15 protein-coding genes are annotated in these 14,810 nt (G+C 70.3%); 8 read left to right on the top strand and 7 right to left on the bottom strand.

The window, feature by feature from the left end; all coding sequences use genetic code 11:
• Positions 1-8 precede the first annotated feature (8 nt).
• Positions 9-1,430, bottom strand: a complete 1,422-nt coding sequence (gene pntB / locus G6N10_RS12650; RefSeq protein WP_085098647.1) for a Re/Si-specific NAD(P)(+) transhydrogenase subunit beta — start codon at positions 1,428-1,430, stop codon at positions 9-11.
• A 32-nt stretch (positions 1,431-1,462) separates the two neighbouring features.
• Complete coding sequence (locus G6N10_RS12645) at positions 1,463-2,989, bottom strand: Re/Si-specific NAD(P)(+) transhydrogenase subunit alpha (protein ID WP_085098644.1); 1,527 nt, start codon at positions 2,987-2,989, stop codon at positions 1,463-1,465.
• Between the two features lie 218 nt (positions 2,990-3,207).
• Between G6N10_RS12645 and G6N10_RS12640 the strand changes: the two genes are divergently transcribed.
• The 3 genes from G6N10_RS12640 to G6N10_RS12630 all read left to right on the top strand — a co-directional run bounded on the left by G6N10_RS12640 (position 3,208) and on the right by G6N10_RS12630 (position 5,180).
• Positions 3,208-3,867 (top strand): TetR/AcrR family transcriptional regulator, encoded by a 660-nt coding sequence (locus G6N10_RS12640; RefSeq protein WP_085098642.1) that lies wholly within the window; start codon positions 3,208-3,210, stop codon positions 3,865-3,867.
• Between the two features lie 9 nt (positions 3,868-3,876).
• Positions 3,877-4,320 carry an SRPBCC family protein gene (locus G6N10_RS12635; protein WP_085098639.1) on the top strand — a complete coding sequence of 148 codons (444 nt, stop codon included), beginning with the start codon at positions 3,877-3,879 and terminating at the stop codon, positions 4,318-4,320.
• A gap of 155 nt (positions 4,321-4,475) precedes the next feature.
• Positions 4,476-5,180 (top strand): DUF5642 family protein, encoded by a 705-nt coding sequence (locus G6N10_RS12630; RefSeq protein ID WP_085098636.1) that lies wholly within the window; start codon positions 4,476-4,478, stop codon positions 5,178-5,180.
• Between the two features lie 4 nt (positions 5,181-5,184).
• Here the strand turns inward: G6N10_RS12630 and G6N10_RS12625 are convergent, their stop codons facing one another.
• A complete protein-coding gene (locus G6N10_RS12625) occupies positions 5,185-6,264 on the bottom strand; it encodes a phosphodiester glycosidase family protein (protein WP_109750578.1) in 1,080 nt (359 codons plus the stop codon).
• A 201-nt stretch (positions 6,265-6,465) separates the two neighbouring features.
• Here G6N10_RS12625 and G6N10_RS12620 point away from each other — a divergent pair, with 201 nt between their 5' ends.
• From G6N10_RS12620 to G6N10_RS12600, 5 genes are all read left to right on the top strand, one after another.
• A complete protein-coding gene (locus G6N10_RS12620; protein WP_085098633.1) occupies positions 6,466-7,242 on the top strand; it encodes an SDR family NAD(P)-dependent oxidoreductase in 777 nt (258 codons plus the stop codon).
• A 124-nt stretch (positions 7,243-7,366) separates the two neighbouring features.
• Positions 7,367-8,332 carry an L-lactate dehydrogenase gene (locus tag G6N10_RS12615; RefSeq protein WP_109750577.1) on the top strand — a complete coding sequence of 322 codons (966 nt, stop codon included), beginning with the start codon at positions 7,367-7,369 and terminating at the stop codon, positions 8,330-8,332.
• 10 nt (positions 8,333-8,342) lie between these two features.
• Positions 8,343-9,182, top strand: a complete 840-nt coding sequence (locus tag G6N10_RS12610) for an alpha/beta hydrolase (protein ID WP_085098627.1) — start codon at positions 8,343-8,345, stop codon at positions 9,180-9,182.
• Between the two features lie 68 nt (positions 9,183-9,250).
• A complete protein-coding gene (locus tag G6N10_RS12605) occupies positions 9,251-10,000 on the top strand; it encodes a DUF2786 domain-containing protein (RefSeq protein ID WP_085098624.1) in 750 nt (249 codons plus the stop codon).
• Positions 9,997-10,491, top strand: coding sequence for a TIGR04338 family metallohydrolase (locus tag G6N10_RS12600; RefSeq protein ID WP_085098622.1), 495 nt, complete (start codon positions 9,997-9,999; stop codon positions 10,489-10,491). Before G6N10_RS12605 ends, G6N10_RS12600 begins: the two co-directional genes overlap by 4 nt.
• A 21-nt stretch (positions 10,492-10,512) precedes the next feature.
• Here the strand turns inward: G6N10_RS12600 and G6N10_RS12595 are convergent, their stop codons facing one another.
• The 4 genes from G6N10_RS12595 to G6N10_RS12580 all read right to left on the bottom strand — a co-directional run bounded on the left by G6N10_RS12595 (position 10,513) and on the right by G6N10_RS12580 (position 14,800).
• Complete coding sequence (locus G6N10_RS12595) at positions 10,513-12,210, bottom strand: aldehyde dehydrogenase family protein (protein ID WP_085098619.1); 1,698 nt, start codon at positions 12,208-12,210, stop codon at positions 10,513-10,515.
• A 116-nt stretch (positions 12,211-12,326) separates the two neighbouring features.
• Positions 12,327-12,878, bottom strand: a complete 552-nt coding sequence (locus tag G6N10_RS12590) for a TerD family protein (protein WP_085098616.1) — start codon at positions 12,876-12,878, stop codon at positions 12,327-12,329.
• Between the two features lie 17 nt (positions 12,879-12,895).
• A complete protein-coding gene (locus tag G6N10_RS12585; RefSeq protein WP_085098613.1) occupies positions 12,896-13,606 on the bottom strand; it encodes a TerD family protein in 711 nt (236 codons plus the stop codon).
• 75 nt (positions 13,607-13,681) lie between these two features.
• The gene (locus G6N10_RS12580; protein ID WP_085098610.1) at positions 13,682-14,800 is read right to left on the bottom strand and encodes a DUF475 domain-containing protein; all 1,119 of its coding nucleotides are present in this window, start codon (positions 14,798-14,800) and stop codon (positions 13,682-13,684) included.
• Positions 14,801-14,810 lie beyond the last annotated feature (10 nt).

The raw sequence follows: 14,810 nt of genomic DNA, 5'->3' as shown, positions 1-14,810 counted from the left end.
CCGCCGGGTCAGAGCGAGGCCAGGATGTCGTTGACCCGGTCCCGGGCGTCGCCGAACAGCATCTGGGTGTTCTCCCGGAAGAACAGCGGGTTCTGCACGCCGGCGTAGCCGGAGGCCATCGAGCGCTTGAACACGATGACATTGTCGGCATTCCACACCGTCAGCACCGGCATGCCGGCGATCGGGCTGCTGGGATCCTCGGAGGCGGCCGGGTTGACGGTGTCGTTGGCGCCGATGACCAGCACCACCGAGGTGCCGTCGAAGTCGTCGTTGATCTCGTCCATCTCCAGCACGATGTCGTAGGGCACCTTCGCCTCGGCCAGCAGCACGTTCATGTGGCCGGGCAGCCGGCCGGCGACCGGGTGGATGCCGAAGCGCACGTTGACGCCGCGCTCGCGCAGCTTGCGGGTCAGGTCCGCGACGCCGTACTGGGCCTGCGCGACGGCCATGCCGTAGCCGGGGGTGATGATCACCGAGTCCGCGCCGCGCAGCAGGTCGGCGGCGGCCTCGGCGTTGATCTCGCGGTGCTCGCCGTAGTCCTTGTCCTCGGCCGGGCCCGCCTCGATGCCGAACCCGCCGGCGATGACGGAGATGAACGACCGGTTCATCGCCTTGCACATGATGTAGGACAGGTAGGCACCGGAGGAGCCGACCAGCGCGCCGGTGATGATCAGCAGGTCGTTGCCGAGCAGGAAGCCCGCCGCCGCGGCGGCCCAGCCGGAGTAGCTGTTGAGCATCGAGACGACCACCGGCATGTCGCCGCCGCCGATGGAGGCGACCAGATGCCAGCCCAGCAGCAGCGCCAGCACGGTCACCACGGCCAGCAGCCACAGCTGCGGGTCGATGACGAACCACACCGTCAGCGCGACGAACACCAGCAGCGTCCCGACGTTGATCAGGTTCTTGCCGGGCAGCATCATCGGGGCGGACTTCATCCGGGCGGACAGCTTCAGGTTCGCCACGATCGAACCGGTGAAGGTCACCGCGCCGATGAAGACGCCGATGACCACCTCGGCGGAGTGGATGCCGAGCATGCCCTCGGCCGCCATCTTGACGGCGTCCGCGCCGACGGGATGGGCCTCGATGTGCAGGTAGCCGTTCCAGCCGACCAGCACCGCGGCCAGACCCACGAACGAGTGCAGCAGCGCGATGAGCTCCGGCATGCCGGTCATCTCGACGACCTTGGCCTTCCACAGCCCGATGGCTGCACCGATGGCCATCGCGCCGAACAGCAGTGCCAGGCCCAGCGGCTGCAGTTCATCCTTGATGGCCAGCGCGATGGTGGCGATCAGCGCGATGGCCATGCCGACGATGCCGAAGCTGATGCCGGCGCGGGAGGTCTCGTGTTTGGACAGCCCGGCCAGCGACAGGACGAAGAGCAGCGCCGCGACGACGTAGGCCGCGGTGGCGGTGTTTTCCAGGGTGAACATGGGTGTGGGGTTCCGATCGGGTAGGCAGGCGTCTAGCTGCGGGAGAACATCGCGAGCATGCGGCGCGTCACCGCGAAACCGCCGAAGATGTTGATGCTGGCCAACAGGATGGCCAGGGTCGCCACGGCGGCAATGGCCATGTCGGACTCACCGACCTGGAGCACGGCACCGACCACGATGATGCCGGAGATGGCGTTGGTCACCGACATCAGCGGGGTGTGCAGCGCGTGGTGAACGTTGCCGATCACGTAGTAGCCGATCACGATGGCCAACGCGAACACCGTCAGGTGGGCCTGCAGCACGGCCGGTGACAGGGCCAGCAGCAGGAAGACCAGCGCGGCCGCGGCGAAGGTGATGCTCAGCCGCCTGCCGGTCGACATCGGTTCCTTGGCCGGCGCGACCTCGACGGGCGCGGCGGCCGCGGCCGCCGCCGGGGCGGCCGAGACCTGTACCGGCGGTGGCGGCCAGGTGATCTCCCCGGCGCGCACCACGGTCATCGAGCGCTGCACGACGTCGTCGAAGTCCAGCACCAGCTCGCCGTCCTTACCCGGGGTCAGCAGCTTGAGCAGGTTGACCAGGTTGGTGCCGTAGAGCTGTGAGGCCTGGGCGGGCAGCCGGCCGGCCAGGTCGGTGTAGCCGATGATGGTCACGCCGTTGTCGGTGACGACCGAGCGGTCCTTGACGCTGCCCTCGACGTTGCCGCCGTTGGCCGCGGCCATGTCGACGATCACGCTGCCGGGCCGCATCGAGGCGACCATGTCGGCGGTGATGATGCGCGGCGCGGGCCGGCCCGGGATCAGCGCGGTGGTGACGATGATGTCGACGTCCTTGCACAGCTCGGCGTACAACTCCGCCTCGCGCGCCTTGTAGTCGTCACCCATCTCCTTGGCGTAGCCGGTCGCCGAGACCTCGCCGGCGTTCGGGTCGACCGAGACGTACTCGCCGCCCAGCGACTTCACCTGGTCGGCGACCTCGGGACGCGGGTCGGTGGCTTTGACGATGGCGCCCAGGCTGCCTGCCGCACCGATGGCGGCCAGGCCGGCCACGCCGGCGCCGACGACCAGCACCTTGGCCGGCGGGACCTTGCCCGCCGCGGTCACCTGGCCGGTGAAGAACCGGCCGAAGGCGTGCGCGGCCTCGACGACCGCGCGGTAGCCGGCGATGTTGGCCATCGAGGACAGCACGTCGAGGGACTGGGCGCGGGAAATGCGCGGCACCGCGTCCATCGCCAGCACGGTGATGTCGCGGTCGCCGAGCTTGGCGACCAGATCGGGGTTCAGCGCCGGGGAGATCAGGCTGACCAGGGTGCTGCCGTCCCGCAGCAGGGCGATCTCGATGTCGTCGGGGGCGTTGACCTTCAGCACGATGTCGGCGGACCAGGGCGACCCGATCTCGGCGCCCGCGGCCACGTAGGCGCTGTCGGCGAAGCTAGAGGCGGCTCCGGCGCCGCTCTCCACGACGACCGCGTAGCCGAGCTTGATCAGCTGCCCGACGGTCTGCGGCGTGGCGGCAGCGCGGGTCTCACCAGGTGAAGACTCGCGGGGGATCCCGATGATCATCGATTTCGGTCCGATCTGGTTGGTTCGTCGAAAGGCTGTCGGCCACGTGCCTGCCGACGGTTTTAAGGTGCCAGTGTAAAAGCCGGGCCAAATCGACGGGGCACCCGCGCCGAGTTCGGCCGGGGGAGTGCACGTCGACGGCGGGGCAGCCCGCACCGATAGACTACTAACCAGTTAGTTGGGTGGCCGTTCGGGCCGGAACGCAGGGAGACCGCCGCATGTCCTCGGATAATGGACTCACCCGCCGCGAGGAACTGCTGAACGTTGCCACCAAGCTGTTCGCCGCCCGCGGCTACCACGGCACCCGGATGGACGACGTCGCCGAGGTGGTCGGCCTGAACAAGGCGACGGTCTACCACTACTACGCCAGCAAGTCGCTGATCCTGTTCGACATCTACCGCCAGGCCGCCCAACGCACCCTGGCCGCCGTGCACGACGACCCGAGCTGGACCGCCCGCGAGGCGCTCTACCAGTACACCGTCCGGCTGCTGACCCAGATCGCGGAGAACCCCGAGGGCGCGGCGGTGTACTTCCAGGAGCAGCCCTACATCACCGAGTGGTTCACCGATGAGCAGGTCGCCGAGGTTCGGGAGAAGGAGACCCAGGTCTACGAGCACGTGCACGGGTTGATCGACCGGGGCATCGCCAGCGGCGAGTTCTACGAGTGCGACTCGCATGTGCTGGCGCTGGGCTACATCGGCATGACGCTGGGCGCCTACCGGTGGTTGCGGGCCAGCGGCCGGCGCAGCGCCGTCGAGGTCGCCCAGGAGTTCAGCATCGCGCTGCTGCGCGGGCTGATCCGGGACGAGACCGTCCGGACCGAGGAGCCGCTGGGCGCCCGCGTCGCGACCGCCAACCGCGCCGGGGCGGCGGACTAAGATCTGCTGATGCCCATCGTGAGCAAGACCGTCGAGGTCACCGCGGACGCCGCCCTGATCATGTCGATCGTCGCCGACTTCGAGGCGTATCCGCAGTGGAACGACGAGGTCCTCGGCTGCTGGGTGCTGCATCGCTACAACGACGGCCGGCCCAGTCAGCTGCGCCTGGACATGAAGGTGCAGGGCTTCGAGGGCACCTTCATTCAGGCGGTGTACTACCCGGGTGAGAACCAGATCCAGACCGTGCTGCAGCAGGGCGACATGTTCGCCAAGCAGGAACAGCTGTTCTCGGTGGTGGCGATGGGCCCCACCGCGCTGCTGACCGTCGACCTCGACGTCGAGACCTCGATGCCCGGGGTGCCGGCGATGATGGTCAAGAAGGTGGCCAACGACGTGCTCGAGCACCTGGCCGGCGCGCTGAAGAGCCGCGCCGAGCGGCTCGCCGCCGGCTGAGGGCGGCCGCGGGGCACTCCGCAGACGGGGCACCCCGTCGCGGGGACACTCCGTCGCGGGGACACTCCGTCGCGGGGACACTCCGTCGCGGGGACACTCCGTCGCGGGGACACTCCGTCGCGGGGGCACTCCACTCGGGAAACTACGCTGACGGGATGCGAATCGGAGCCGGAGTCCCCGCCGTCGCGCTGACCGCCGCCGTGCTGGGCGGGCTGCTCGCCGGCTGCGGCGGATCCGACTCCGGCGGGGCCGAGGCCGGCGGCACCCAGTCCGCGGTCCCCGCCATTGCCGGCGGAGCGCCCGACGGGGATCTGGACGTCGGGCGGCTCAGCGAGGCCGCCGACATCTTCCCGGCCGGCTATGTCGCCGCGGGCCTGCCGAAGGCGGTGGTGTCGCGCGAGGAGGCCGAGCAGCTGGCCGGCATGCATCGCGCGGTGCCGATCAGCTACGACCCGCCGCGGTGCCGATCGCTGGCCGAGCCGTTTCGGATGACCGAGGGCTCCGAGACCGCCGGGATCCGCTCGAGTGAGCCGCGGACCATCTCGGTGCTGGCGGCGCGGATGCCGCTGCCCGGCCCGGATCCGCTGGTCGCGCCCGGCTGCACGAAGGTCGCGATGAATTCGCCCGGTTCGATGACCGGCACCGCCGAGGCGATCCCGGCCCCGCAGATCCCCGGCGCGGGCACCCTGGCGACCAGGAGCCGGATCGAGGGCACCGAGGGCGGTGCCAGCCGCACCATCGAGACCTACACCCTGGTCGCCGTGCTGAGCCCGCGCACCTCGGTGATGGTTCAGGGCTCCGAGGACCCCAAGTTGCTGGGCGACCTGCTGGTCAAGGCCGTGGCGAAGGTGCGCGGGTAGCGGCTCAGGCGAAGCCGAGCCAGCTCGGCAGCGCCCGCTCCCGCGAATCGCAGAGCACCTGATAGGTGTCGCAGGAACCCTTCGGCACGCCGGCGCCCGCCCACATGCCGCCGGTGTCGCGGCGCAGCACGATCGCCGAGGATCCGCCGCCGTCGAGCAGGATCGCGGTGTCCGAGCCCATCGCGCGGAACAGGTCCTGAATCTGGTCGGGCGTGTAGGAGCCGCCCTGGAACACGTAGAACTCGTCGCGCTGGCGGTTGTAGGCGATCGCGGTGCGGGCCGCCGACGGGCCGCCGTCGTTGAGCTGGCCGGTGTCGCCGGGAGCCAGCAGCCCGATCCCGGCGACCGCGACGAACCGGCTGCCCCGGCCGACCAGGTCGTTGATGACCGGTCCGGCGGCGTCGTAGTCCTGGCCGTGCCGCGGCGCGATGACGCTGGGCGCCCCGGAGACCGGCAGGATCATCGTGCTCAGCGGCGTCCAGTGCTCATTGCCCCCGGACAGCCCCTGCTTGCCCGCGTAGGCGATGTTGCCGGTGACCGCGGCGTTGGCCTTGCCCATCCCGCGGGTGTTGTCGACGTAGGCGCCCAGCGGCGAGGAGCACCCGGTGGACTTCCACGAGCCGCCCTTCTGGCCGCGCACGTCGAAGAAGTTCGCGTTGACCGCGATGGTCGGCGCGCCCAGCGCCTGCCAGGCGGCGACCGGGGCGTAGGTCTCCGAGGCCTGCATCAACCCCTCGCCGGTGCGGGCCCGCGGATCGCGTTCGCAGCGGCTCTGGGCCCCGGCGTGCGAGTCGACCAGCAGCCGCGGGGTCAGCCGGGACGAGGCGTTCTTGATGATCATCACCCGGCCACCGTTGTTGGCCTCGTACCAGTTGCCGCCGGCGTTGAGCATCGGCGCCGGGAAACCACTGCCGAAGTTGTAGACCAGGTAGGAGCCCTTGGTGTTGGCGATCGCGCCGGCCAGCAGATCGCGGCCGGCCGCCTGCGCCGACGGCAGCCCGGCCGTCGCCGCGGTGACCGCGGCCAGCAGCACCGCGGCGGCGCCGGCGGCGGCGCGCCGGAGAAATTCGGCCGGTTTCCTCACGGGCGCCCTTTCGGCGTCAGAGTCATTAATGCAACTAACTCATAAACCTCTGTAGCAACACTGTCAACTTTAGTAACAATGGCATCACGGTTGGGCGGTGGGCCGGTCTCAATCGGGGTGAGAAAGTTTGCTGCGGGCCGCGTCGGGTTACCGTGCCGGGTCGACGTCGGACGGCACGGGGTCGGGTCTTAGGGTGTCGGCATGGATATCACTGGAGCAAGTGCAATCGTCACCGGCGCGGCGTCGGGCATCGGCGCCGCGGCGGCCCGCCAGCTGGCGGCCAAGGGCGCCATCGTCATCGTCGCCGACCTGCAGGAAGAGCGCGGCACCGAGCTGGCCAAGGAGATCGGCGGGGCGTTCGTCCGCGTCGACGTCACCGACACCGCGCAGATCGAGGAGGCCGTCACCAAGGCCGCCGAACTCGGTCCGCTGCGCGCCCTGGTGAACTCCGCGGGCGTCGGCTGGGCGCAGCGCACCATCGGCAAGGACGGCGAGTTCGCCTCCGCGCACAACCTGGACTTCTACAAGAAGGTCATCAACATCAACCTGGTCGGCACCTTCGACTGCATCCGCATCGCGGCCACCGCGATGAGCCGCAACGAGCCGCTGGCCCACGGCGAGCGTGGCGCCATCGTCAACATGGCCAGCGTCGCGGCGTTCGACGGCCAGATCGGCCAGGCCGCCTACTCGTCGTCCAAGGGCGGCGTGGTCGGCATGACCCTGCCGGTCGCGCGCGACCTGTCGGCGGTCGGCATCCGGGTCAACACCATCGCCCCGGGCCTGATCGACACCCCGATCTACGGCGAGGGCGAGGGCTCCGAGGCGTTCAAGGCCAAGCTCGGCGAGTCCGTGCTCTTCCCGCACCGGCTCGGCCAGCCCGACGAGCTCGCCTCGATGGTCGTCGAGCTGGTCACCAACTCCTACATGAACGCCGAGGTGGTCCGCGTCGACGGCGGCATCCGGATGCCTCCCAAGTAATCCTTCCCAGGTAGTTCGCTGATTCACCCGCCGGCCGCGGCCCGCTCGTCGTTCGACGACGAGGGGTCCGCGGCCGGTGTGCGTTCGACGGGCAGACCGGACCGAAACGCGCCATGATGGCGCGGTGAGCATCGCGTCCAAAGCCAAGGTCGGCATCGTCGGCGCAGGCAGCGTCGGCACCGCCATCGCCTACGCCTGCCTGATCCGCGGCTCGGCCGACGAGATCGCGCTCTACGACCTGGCCGCGGCGAAGGTCCGCGCCGAGGTCCTCGACCTCAACCACGGCAGCCAGTTCGTGCCGCACTGCCGGGTCACCGGATCCGACGAGCTGGACGTCACGGCCAATTCGGCGATCATCGTGGTCACCGCGGGTGCCAAGCAGAAGCCCGGCCAGACCCGCCTTGAGCTCGCCGCCACCAACGTCGCGATGGCGCGGTCGCTGACCCCGCAGCTGCTGCAGCGCTCCCCGCACGCGGTGATCGTCTACGTCACCAACCCGGTGGACGTCGTCAGCTACGCGGCGATCAAATCCGTCGAGCTGCCGCCCGGCCGGATCTTCGGCTCCGGAACCGTGCTGGACTCCAGCCGGTTCCGCTACCTGATCGCCGAGCGGGCCGGGGTGAACGTCGTCAACGTGCACGGCCTGATCGTCGGGGAGCACGGCGACTCGGAGATCTCGCTGTGGTCGGCGGTGTCGATCGGCGGCGTGCGCGCCGACGAGTTCCGCCGGGACGGCGAGCTGGTCTTCACCGACGCCGTCAAGCGGCAGCTGTCCTTCGACGTGGTCAACGCCGCCTACCAGATCATCAACGGCAAGGGCGCGACGAATCTGGCGATCGGGCTGTCCTCGGCGCGGATCATCGAGGCGGTGCTGGGCGACCAGCGCGCGGTGCTGCCGGTGTCCACCCGGCAGACCGGGGCGTTCGGCATTGCCGACGTGTGCCTGTCGTTGCCGACGGTGATCACCGCGCGCGGCGCGGACCGGGTCTTGGACATTCCGCTGTCGGCGCCCGAACTGGACGGCCTGCGGGGCTCGGCCAACACGCTGCGCGCGACCTGGGCGGCGGTCACCGCAGACACCGACGATTAGGCTTCCGGCCATGACGACCACGCGTACCGAGCGGACCTTCGACGGGGTCGGCGGAATTCCCATTGTGTACGACACCTGGACCCCGGAGGGCCAACCGCGCGGGGTGGTCATCCTGTCGCACGGCCTCGGCGAGCATGCCGGGCGCTACCACCACGTCGCGAAGCGGTTCGGTGCGGCCGGCCTGGCGACCTGCGCGCTGGACCACCGCGGCCACGGCCGGTCCGGCGGCAAGCGGGTGTACCTGCGCCGGATCGAGGAATACACCGCCGACTTCGCCACCCTGGTCGGGATCACCAAGCGGGAACACCCCGGCGTGCCGAAGATCGTGCTCGGGCACAGCATGGGCGGGGCGATCGTGTTCAGTTACGGCGTCGAGCGGCCCGAGGACTACGACCTGATGGTGCTGTCCGGCCCGGCGGTGGCCGCCCAGGACGGGGTGTCGGCGCTGCTGGCGGCGGTCGGCAAGGTGCTCGGCCGGATCGCCCCGGGCGTGCCGGTGCAGACCCTGGACGCCACCGCGGTGTCCCGCGACCCGGAGGTGGTGGCCGACTATCAGGCCGACCCGCTGGTCTGGCACGGCAAGGTTCCGGCCGGCATCGCCGGCGAGCTGATCCGGGTCGGCGAGACGATGCCGGACCGCGCGCACGCGATCGACCGGCCGCTGCTGGTCGTGCACGGCAGCGATGACCGGCTGGTGCACTACCGCGGCAGCGAGCGCCTGGTGGAGGCGGTGGCCTCCGACGACGTGCACCTCAAGGTCTACCCGGGGCTCTACCACGAGGTGTTCAACGAGCCGGAGCAGGCGATGGTGCTCGGCGACGTGCTGTCCTGGCTCGATGCCCGGATCTGAGCCGGGTTATCCACAGCCTGCCCCGGCGGTGAGGCGGGTCAACCGCCGCGGGAACCTACGCTGAGGCCATGGCTGAGGACAAGATGCTCGCTCGGATCGCCGCCCTGCTGCGCCAGGCCGAGGGGACCGACAACCCGCACGAGGCGGAGGCGTTCCTGGCCGCCGCGCAGCGGCTGGCCACCGCCACCGCCATCGATCTGGCGGTCGCCCGATCCCATTCGGCACAGCGCGAGGCGGCGACGGCCCCGGTGCAGCGCACCGTCACCATCGGGGACCCCGGTACCCGCGGACTGCGTACCTACGTGGCCCTGTTCGCCGCGATCGCGCACGCCAACGACATCCGCTGCGACGTCGCGCACAACTCAAGTTACCTGCACGCCTACGGTTTTCGGGAGGACCTCGATGCCGCCCAGGCGCTCTACGCCAGCCTGGTGGTGCAAATGGTCAAGGCCTGCGACGGCTACCTCGCCGCGGGCGAGCACCGGCCGACTCCGACCATCACCGCCCGGCTGAACTTTCAGCTGGCCTTCGGATCGCGGATCGGGGCGCGGCTGGCCGAGGCCCGCGAGGCCGCCCGGGCCGAGGCCGTCGCCGGGCGCGACAGTGCCCCCGGAACCGCGCTGGCGTTGCGTAACAAGGAGATCGAGCTGCGCGACCACTACCGGTCGGTGTCCAAGGCGCGCGGCACCTGGCGGGCGGCCCGCGCCGACGCCGGCTACTCCTCGGCGGCCCGGCGGGCCGGCGACCGGGCCGGGCGCCGCGCCCGGATCGGGGCCAACCCGGAACTGCCGAGTGCCCGGACCCCGTTGCGTCCGTGACCGACCGGGATGTCCAGCGGGCCAAGGTTTATGCGGCCGAGGCCTTCGTGCGGGCAATCTTCGACACGGCCGCCCAGCAGGATTCCCGCGTCGTCGAATTCTTCGGCACCGAGCTGACCCTGCCGCCGGAGGCGAAGTTCTCCTCGGTTCAGTCGGTGCGACGGTATGTCGACCAGGTGCTGGCGCTGCCCGCGGTCGCCGAGCGGTGGCCGGTGTCGCCGGTGGCGGTCCGGGCCCGGCGCGGACTGACCGCGGCCAGCTACGAACGCGCCGGTGCGGTGCCGACCATCGCGGTGCCCGAACGTGAAACCCGCTGGGCGCTGCGGGAACTGGTGGTGCTGCACGAGATCGCCCACCACCTGTGCCCGGACGCCAAGCACGGACCGGCCTTCACCGGCACGCTGTGCGACCTGGCCGCCGCGGTGATGGGGCCGGAGGCCGGCTACCTGCTGCGGGTGGTTTACGCCAAGGACGGTGTCGCGGTCGAGTGACCGCAGCGCGAACCCCCGGGTTCAGCCGCGCAGCGCCGAGGCGACGATGGCGGGAATCTTCAGCCACGACCGGTTGCCGGCGAAGGCCACCAGCAGCCGCCCGGTGGTCGAGCCGGTGCGGTTGTTGACGAACCACGGCGGCTTCGGCGAGATGGACATCTCGCCGCCGGCCACCGACCGCGGCGCCGGCCGGAACGGCCCGCGCACCACGGTGCGCTCGGTGTTGTCGATCAGCAGGGCGTTGTGCACCACGCCGATTCCGCTCTGCACGTCATTGCGGGTGTGCCCGGGGAAGGCGCCCCAGGTGGCGGTGGCGGTCAGGTAGCCGACCCCGGTCCAGGCGTTGACGGCGACGGTTCCGTAGTGCAGCCCGGCGATGAACTCGTCGAACCCGGCGCCCATCGCCTTGATGGTGGACGGTGCGGCCAGCACGTTGATGCCCAGCGTGCCGATGAACTCCTCGTTGACCACCCGCGACGCTTCGGCCGCGAAATCCTCTTCGGCGCAGTCGAGTTCGATGATGCCCAGGACCGGGCCGAAGTACTCGGTCTGCAGCAGCGCGGTGCGATCGGGGGGATTGACGACGAGCACCCGCCCGCCGCCCTGGCCGAGGTGCTGGGCCTGCGGGTAGCTGGCCCGGGCCGCCGCCACCCGATCGTCGGAACCGGGGTAGTAGGCCTGCCGGGCCGGCGCGGCGTCGACGGCCGCGCGCACCGCGTCGATGAACTCCTCGCGCTGGGCCCACCGCGAGTTCAGCACCACCACCTGCGCGGCGATGCAGTTGTAGCCGTTGTTGTGCAGCCGCTGGGTGGCGACGTGCTGGGCCTGGAACCGGATGTCGGCCTTGTTCCACTGCCCGGGCAGCACGACGGTCGGCGAGACGCCGCCGAGTTCGCTGGTCACCGGCTTGTCCAGGATCGGCTCGTCGGCGGCCTTGCGCCGGGCCCCCTCGGCGCCGGTGCCGTAGACGATGGCGTCGTGGGTCAGCGCGCTGCCGGTCATGTGCACGTGGTCGACCAGCGAATGCGAGACCAGGTACTGCCCGGTCTCGGCGCCACCGGTGAGAATCCGCACCACGCCCAGCGAGATGAACGGCTGCAGCACCTTGGTCCACACCCCCAGCAGCGGGTCGGTGACCGGGTTCAGCTTGAGCGCGACCACCCGGTTGTGCGCGAACAGCTCGTAGAGGGTGTCCAGCGGGGCGATCGAGAAGATGTTGCCTGCGCCAAGCACCGCGCCCACTCCGTTGCTGTGGCTCGGATCGCGCTGGGCCAGGCCGGCCTCGCGCAGGGCCTGCTCGCGCCCGACACCGGGCTGCAGCCAGACCTGGGCGGAGAAGCCCGACAGCAGCAACCGGTCGAACGCGTCCAGCGGGAAGACCTCGACGGCGGTGCGCCCGCCCGGGGCGGAGCCGAACTCGACGCCCTGCAGGGGGCTGTCGCCCGCCTCGAGTTTGGCCAGTGAGTTCGCCAGCGCGGCGGTGTTGAGCGCCACCGCGTACGGACCGGACAGCCATTCCTCGCCGAGCAGCGGGGAGTCGGCCGGCAGTCCCTTGATCCCCGCGGCGGCGCAGATCCACTCCGAGGCGTGCTCGACGGTGAGTGCGCGGACCTGCTCGAGCAGCTGGCGGCGCCGGCTCAGCGGCGTCGCGGCCCAGGTCTGCGCGCCCTCGACGAGATCTGCCAGGGCCCGATCGACTGCGGCGGCATCCGACGTCACGGCGGTCCTCCTACCGGTGAACTGTGCTTATTTCCCGGTAGTACCGTACGTCATGGTCCGGCACGATGGGCCCGCCACCCACGTTGACCTGCGGTGATGCCCCACGGGGCGGTGGCTCAACCGGCAGGCGGGGTGGACTGGTCGTCGACCGCGACGCCGTAATCCTGCACCAGGCGGGCCAGCCCCGCGGGATAGCCCTGGCCGACCGCCCGGATCCGCCAGCCGTCGGCGCGGCGGTAGATCTCCAGCACGACGGCGGCCGCCTCGGTGGTCATGTCGGTGATGGCGAAGCCGGCGATCGCGGTGCCGTCCAGGGCGGCAAGCTCGATCTCGTAGGGTCCGAGCTCGGCCAGCAGTCGGTCGTCGTCCACGCTGAGCGCGATGGCCACCCGATCGAGGTCCTCGGGCATCGCGGCGAGGTCGATCTGCACCGACGCCTCGACGAGCCCGCCGAGGTGTTCCTTGTCGCGCAGCGCAACGGCCCCGCCGATCGCGCTCGGCTGGTTGTAGAAGACCAGGTCATCATCGGAACGCACGCTGCCACCGGTCAGCGGCAGGGCGATCAGGTCGGCCTCGCGGTCCACGACGCCGACCCAATGGCAGGACACCACCACCGATTGGGTCGGGATCGGGCGGTTTTCGCCCTTGCGAAGTTGATAGGCCGACAACCGTCACACCACCGTCGTCATGACTTCCTGCCGGCCGCCCACTGCAGGCCCCAGCTGTAGGCGTTGTCGAGATCGCGCTGACTGCCGGTGATGTACCGCACCTCGCGGGTGACGTCGATGCCCGAACCGGTGTTGTTCAGCAGGGCGATCGCACAAATGCGGGCGCCGTCGACCGGCGAATCCAGCCGGACCTCGACCTGCGGCCCGGAGGTCGGGAACAGCGTGACGACGCCGTCGACGGCGGCCCAGTTGGGGGCGCCCTCGTAGATCATCGCGAAGATCAGGATGCGCCGGAACAGCTGCGGCTGGGCCAGGTCGATGTGCATGTTCTCGCCGCCGGCGGTGTTTCCGGTCCGGTCATCACCGTCGAGCTGAATGAACGGCGGGCCGTGCAGCGACCCGAACGCGTTGCCCAGGGCCTGCACCACACCCTTGCGGCCGTCGGCCAGCTCGTAGAGGCAGCCCAGATCCAGGTCCACCGACGAACCGGCGGCGGCCAGTCGGGCGAAGAAGCCGGACTTCTGCGAGCCGCCGCCCTGCGACCAGTTCAGGTTCACCCGCATCACCCCCTGCTGACCGGCCCCCTTTGTCAGGTTGACGCTGGGCGCGGCCTTGGTGAGGCTGATCTTGCTCAGGTTGACCGGCGCCGCGGGGGCCGCGGGCGGGGTTGCCGGGGCGGCGGGCGCCGCGCCGGGGCGCGGGGTGCGGCGGGTGTAGTCGATCGCCATGTGAACTCCTCAAACGATGGGCGGCGGGCCGCCGGGGACCGGATGCGGCCGGGAAATGGTCCGGTCGGGAAATGGTCAGGGTGTCGGGACGGGCGCCGGCTCGGCGTTCTCGGTGCGGCGATTACGCAGAATGCTCGACACCAGGGCGGCCACGATGAGCACCACCCCGACCAGGCCGGTGATCAGCTCGTTGACGTGGACGCCGAGCGAGATCAGCAGGATCACCGCCAGCGCACCGATCGCCCAGTGCGCGCCGTGCTCCAGGTAGACGTAGTCGGCCAGGGTGCCCTTGCGGACCAGGTAGATGGTGATCGAGCGGACGAACATCGCGCCGATGAAGCCCAGGCCGAGCGCGATGATGATCGGGTCGGAGGTGATCGCGAACGCGCCGATGACGCCGTCGAAGGAGAACGACGCGTCGAGCACCTCCAGGTAGAGGAACAGGAAGAAGCCGGCCTTGCCCGTCGCCCCGGCCAGCTTGGACGGGCCGCCGTTGCCCGTCGACGCCTCGGCGCCGCCGTCGATGTCCTCGTCGTCGACCTCGAACATCGAGCCGAGCCCGTCGACCAGGATGTAGGTGAAGACGCCGAGCAGGCCGGCGATCAGCACGGTGGACCGGTGGTCGTCGGGGGTCAGGAACTCGGCGGCCAGCAGCAGGGCCGCCAGTGCGACGGCGACCGCCAGCTGGTCGAGTTTGCCTGCCTTGGCCAGCGGGCGTTCCAGCCAGCTCAGCCAGGTGACCTCCCGCTCGCTGAAGATGAAGTTCAAGAACAGCATCATCAAGAACATCCCGCCGAACGCGGCGATCTGCGGGTGCGCGGCGGTCAGTGCGGTCTCGTAGCTCGGTGATCCGTCCGGGAAATGCATCGCGCCGTCGGCCGGCGGGTTCAACGCGATGTCCAGCGCCCGGACCGGGCTCAGGCCCGCGGTGATCCAGACGACGGCCAGCGGGAAAACCAGCCGCATGCCGAACACCGCGATCAGCACGCCGATCGTCAGGAACATCTTCTGCCAGAACTCGCTCATCCGGTTCAGCACGGTGGCGTTGACCACCGCGTTGTCGAAGGACAGCGACACCTCGAAGACGCCGAGGATGGCGCACAGCAGGAACGCCTCAAATCCGCCGTAGAGGAAGGCGACGATCAGCGCCACCACCGTGACCAGCAGTGACAGTCGGAATGTACGAAATACCACGGAAGGAGCC

Origin of the sequence: Mycolicibacterium fallax, assembly GCF_010726955.1 — a bacterium.
Taxonomy (GTDB): Bacteria; Actinomycetota; Actinomycetes; order Mycobacteriales; family Mycobacteriaceae; genus Mycobacterium; species Mycobacterium fallax.
The sequence above is the reverse complement of the archived record's forward strand: the minus strand, read 5'-3'. Positions and strand labels throughout refer to the sequence as shown.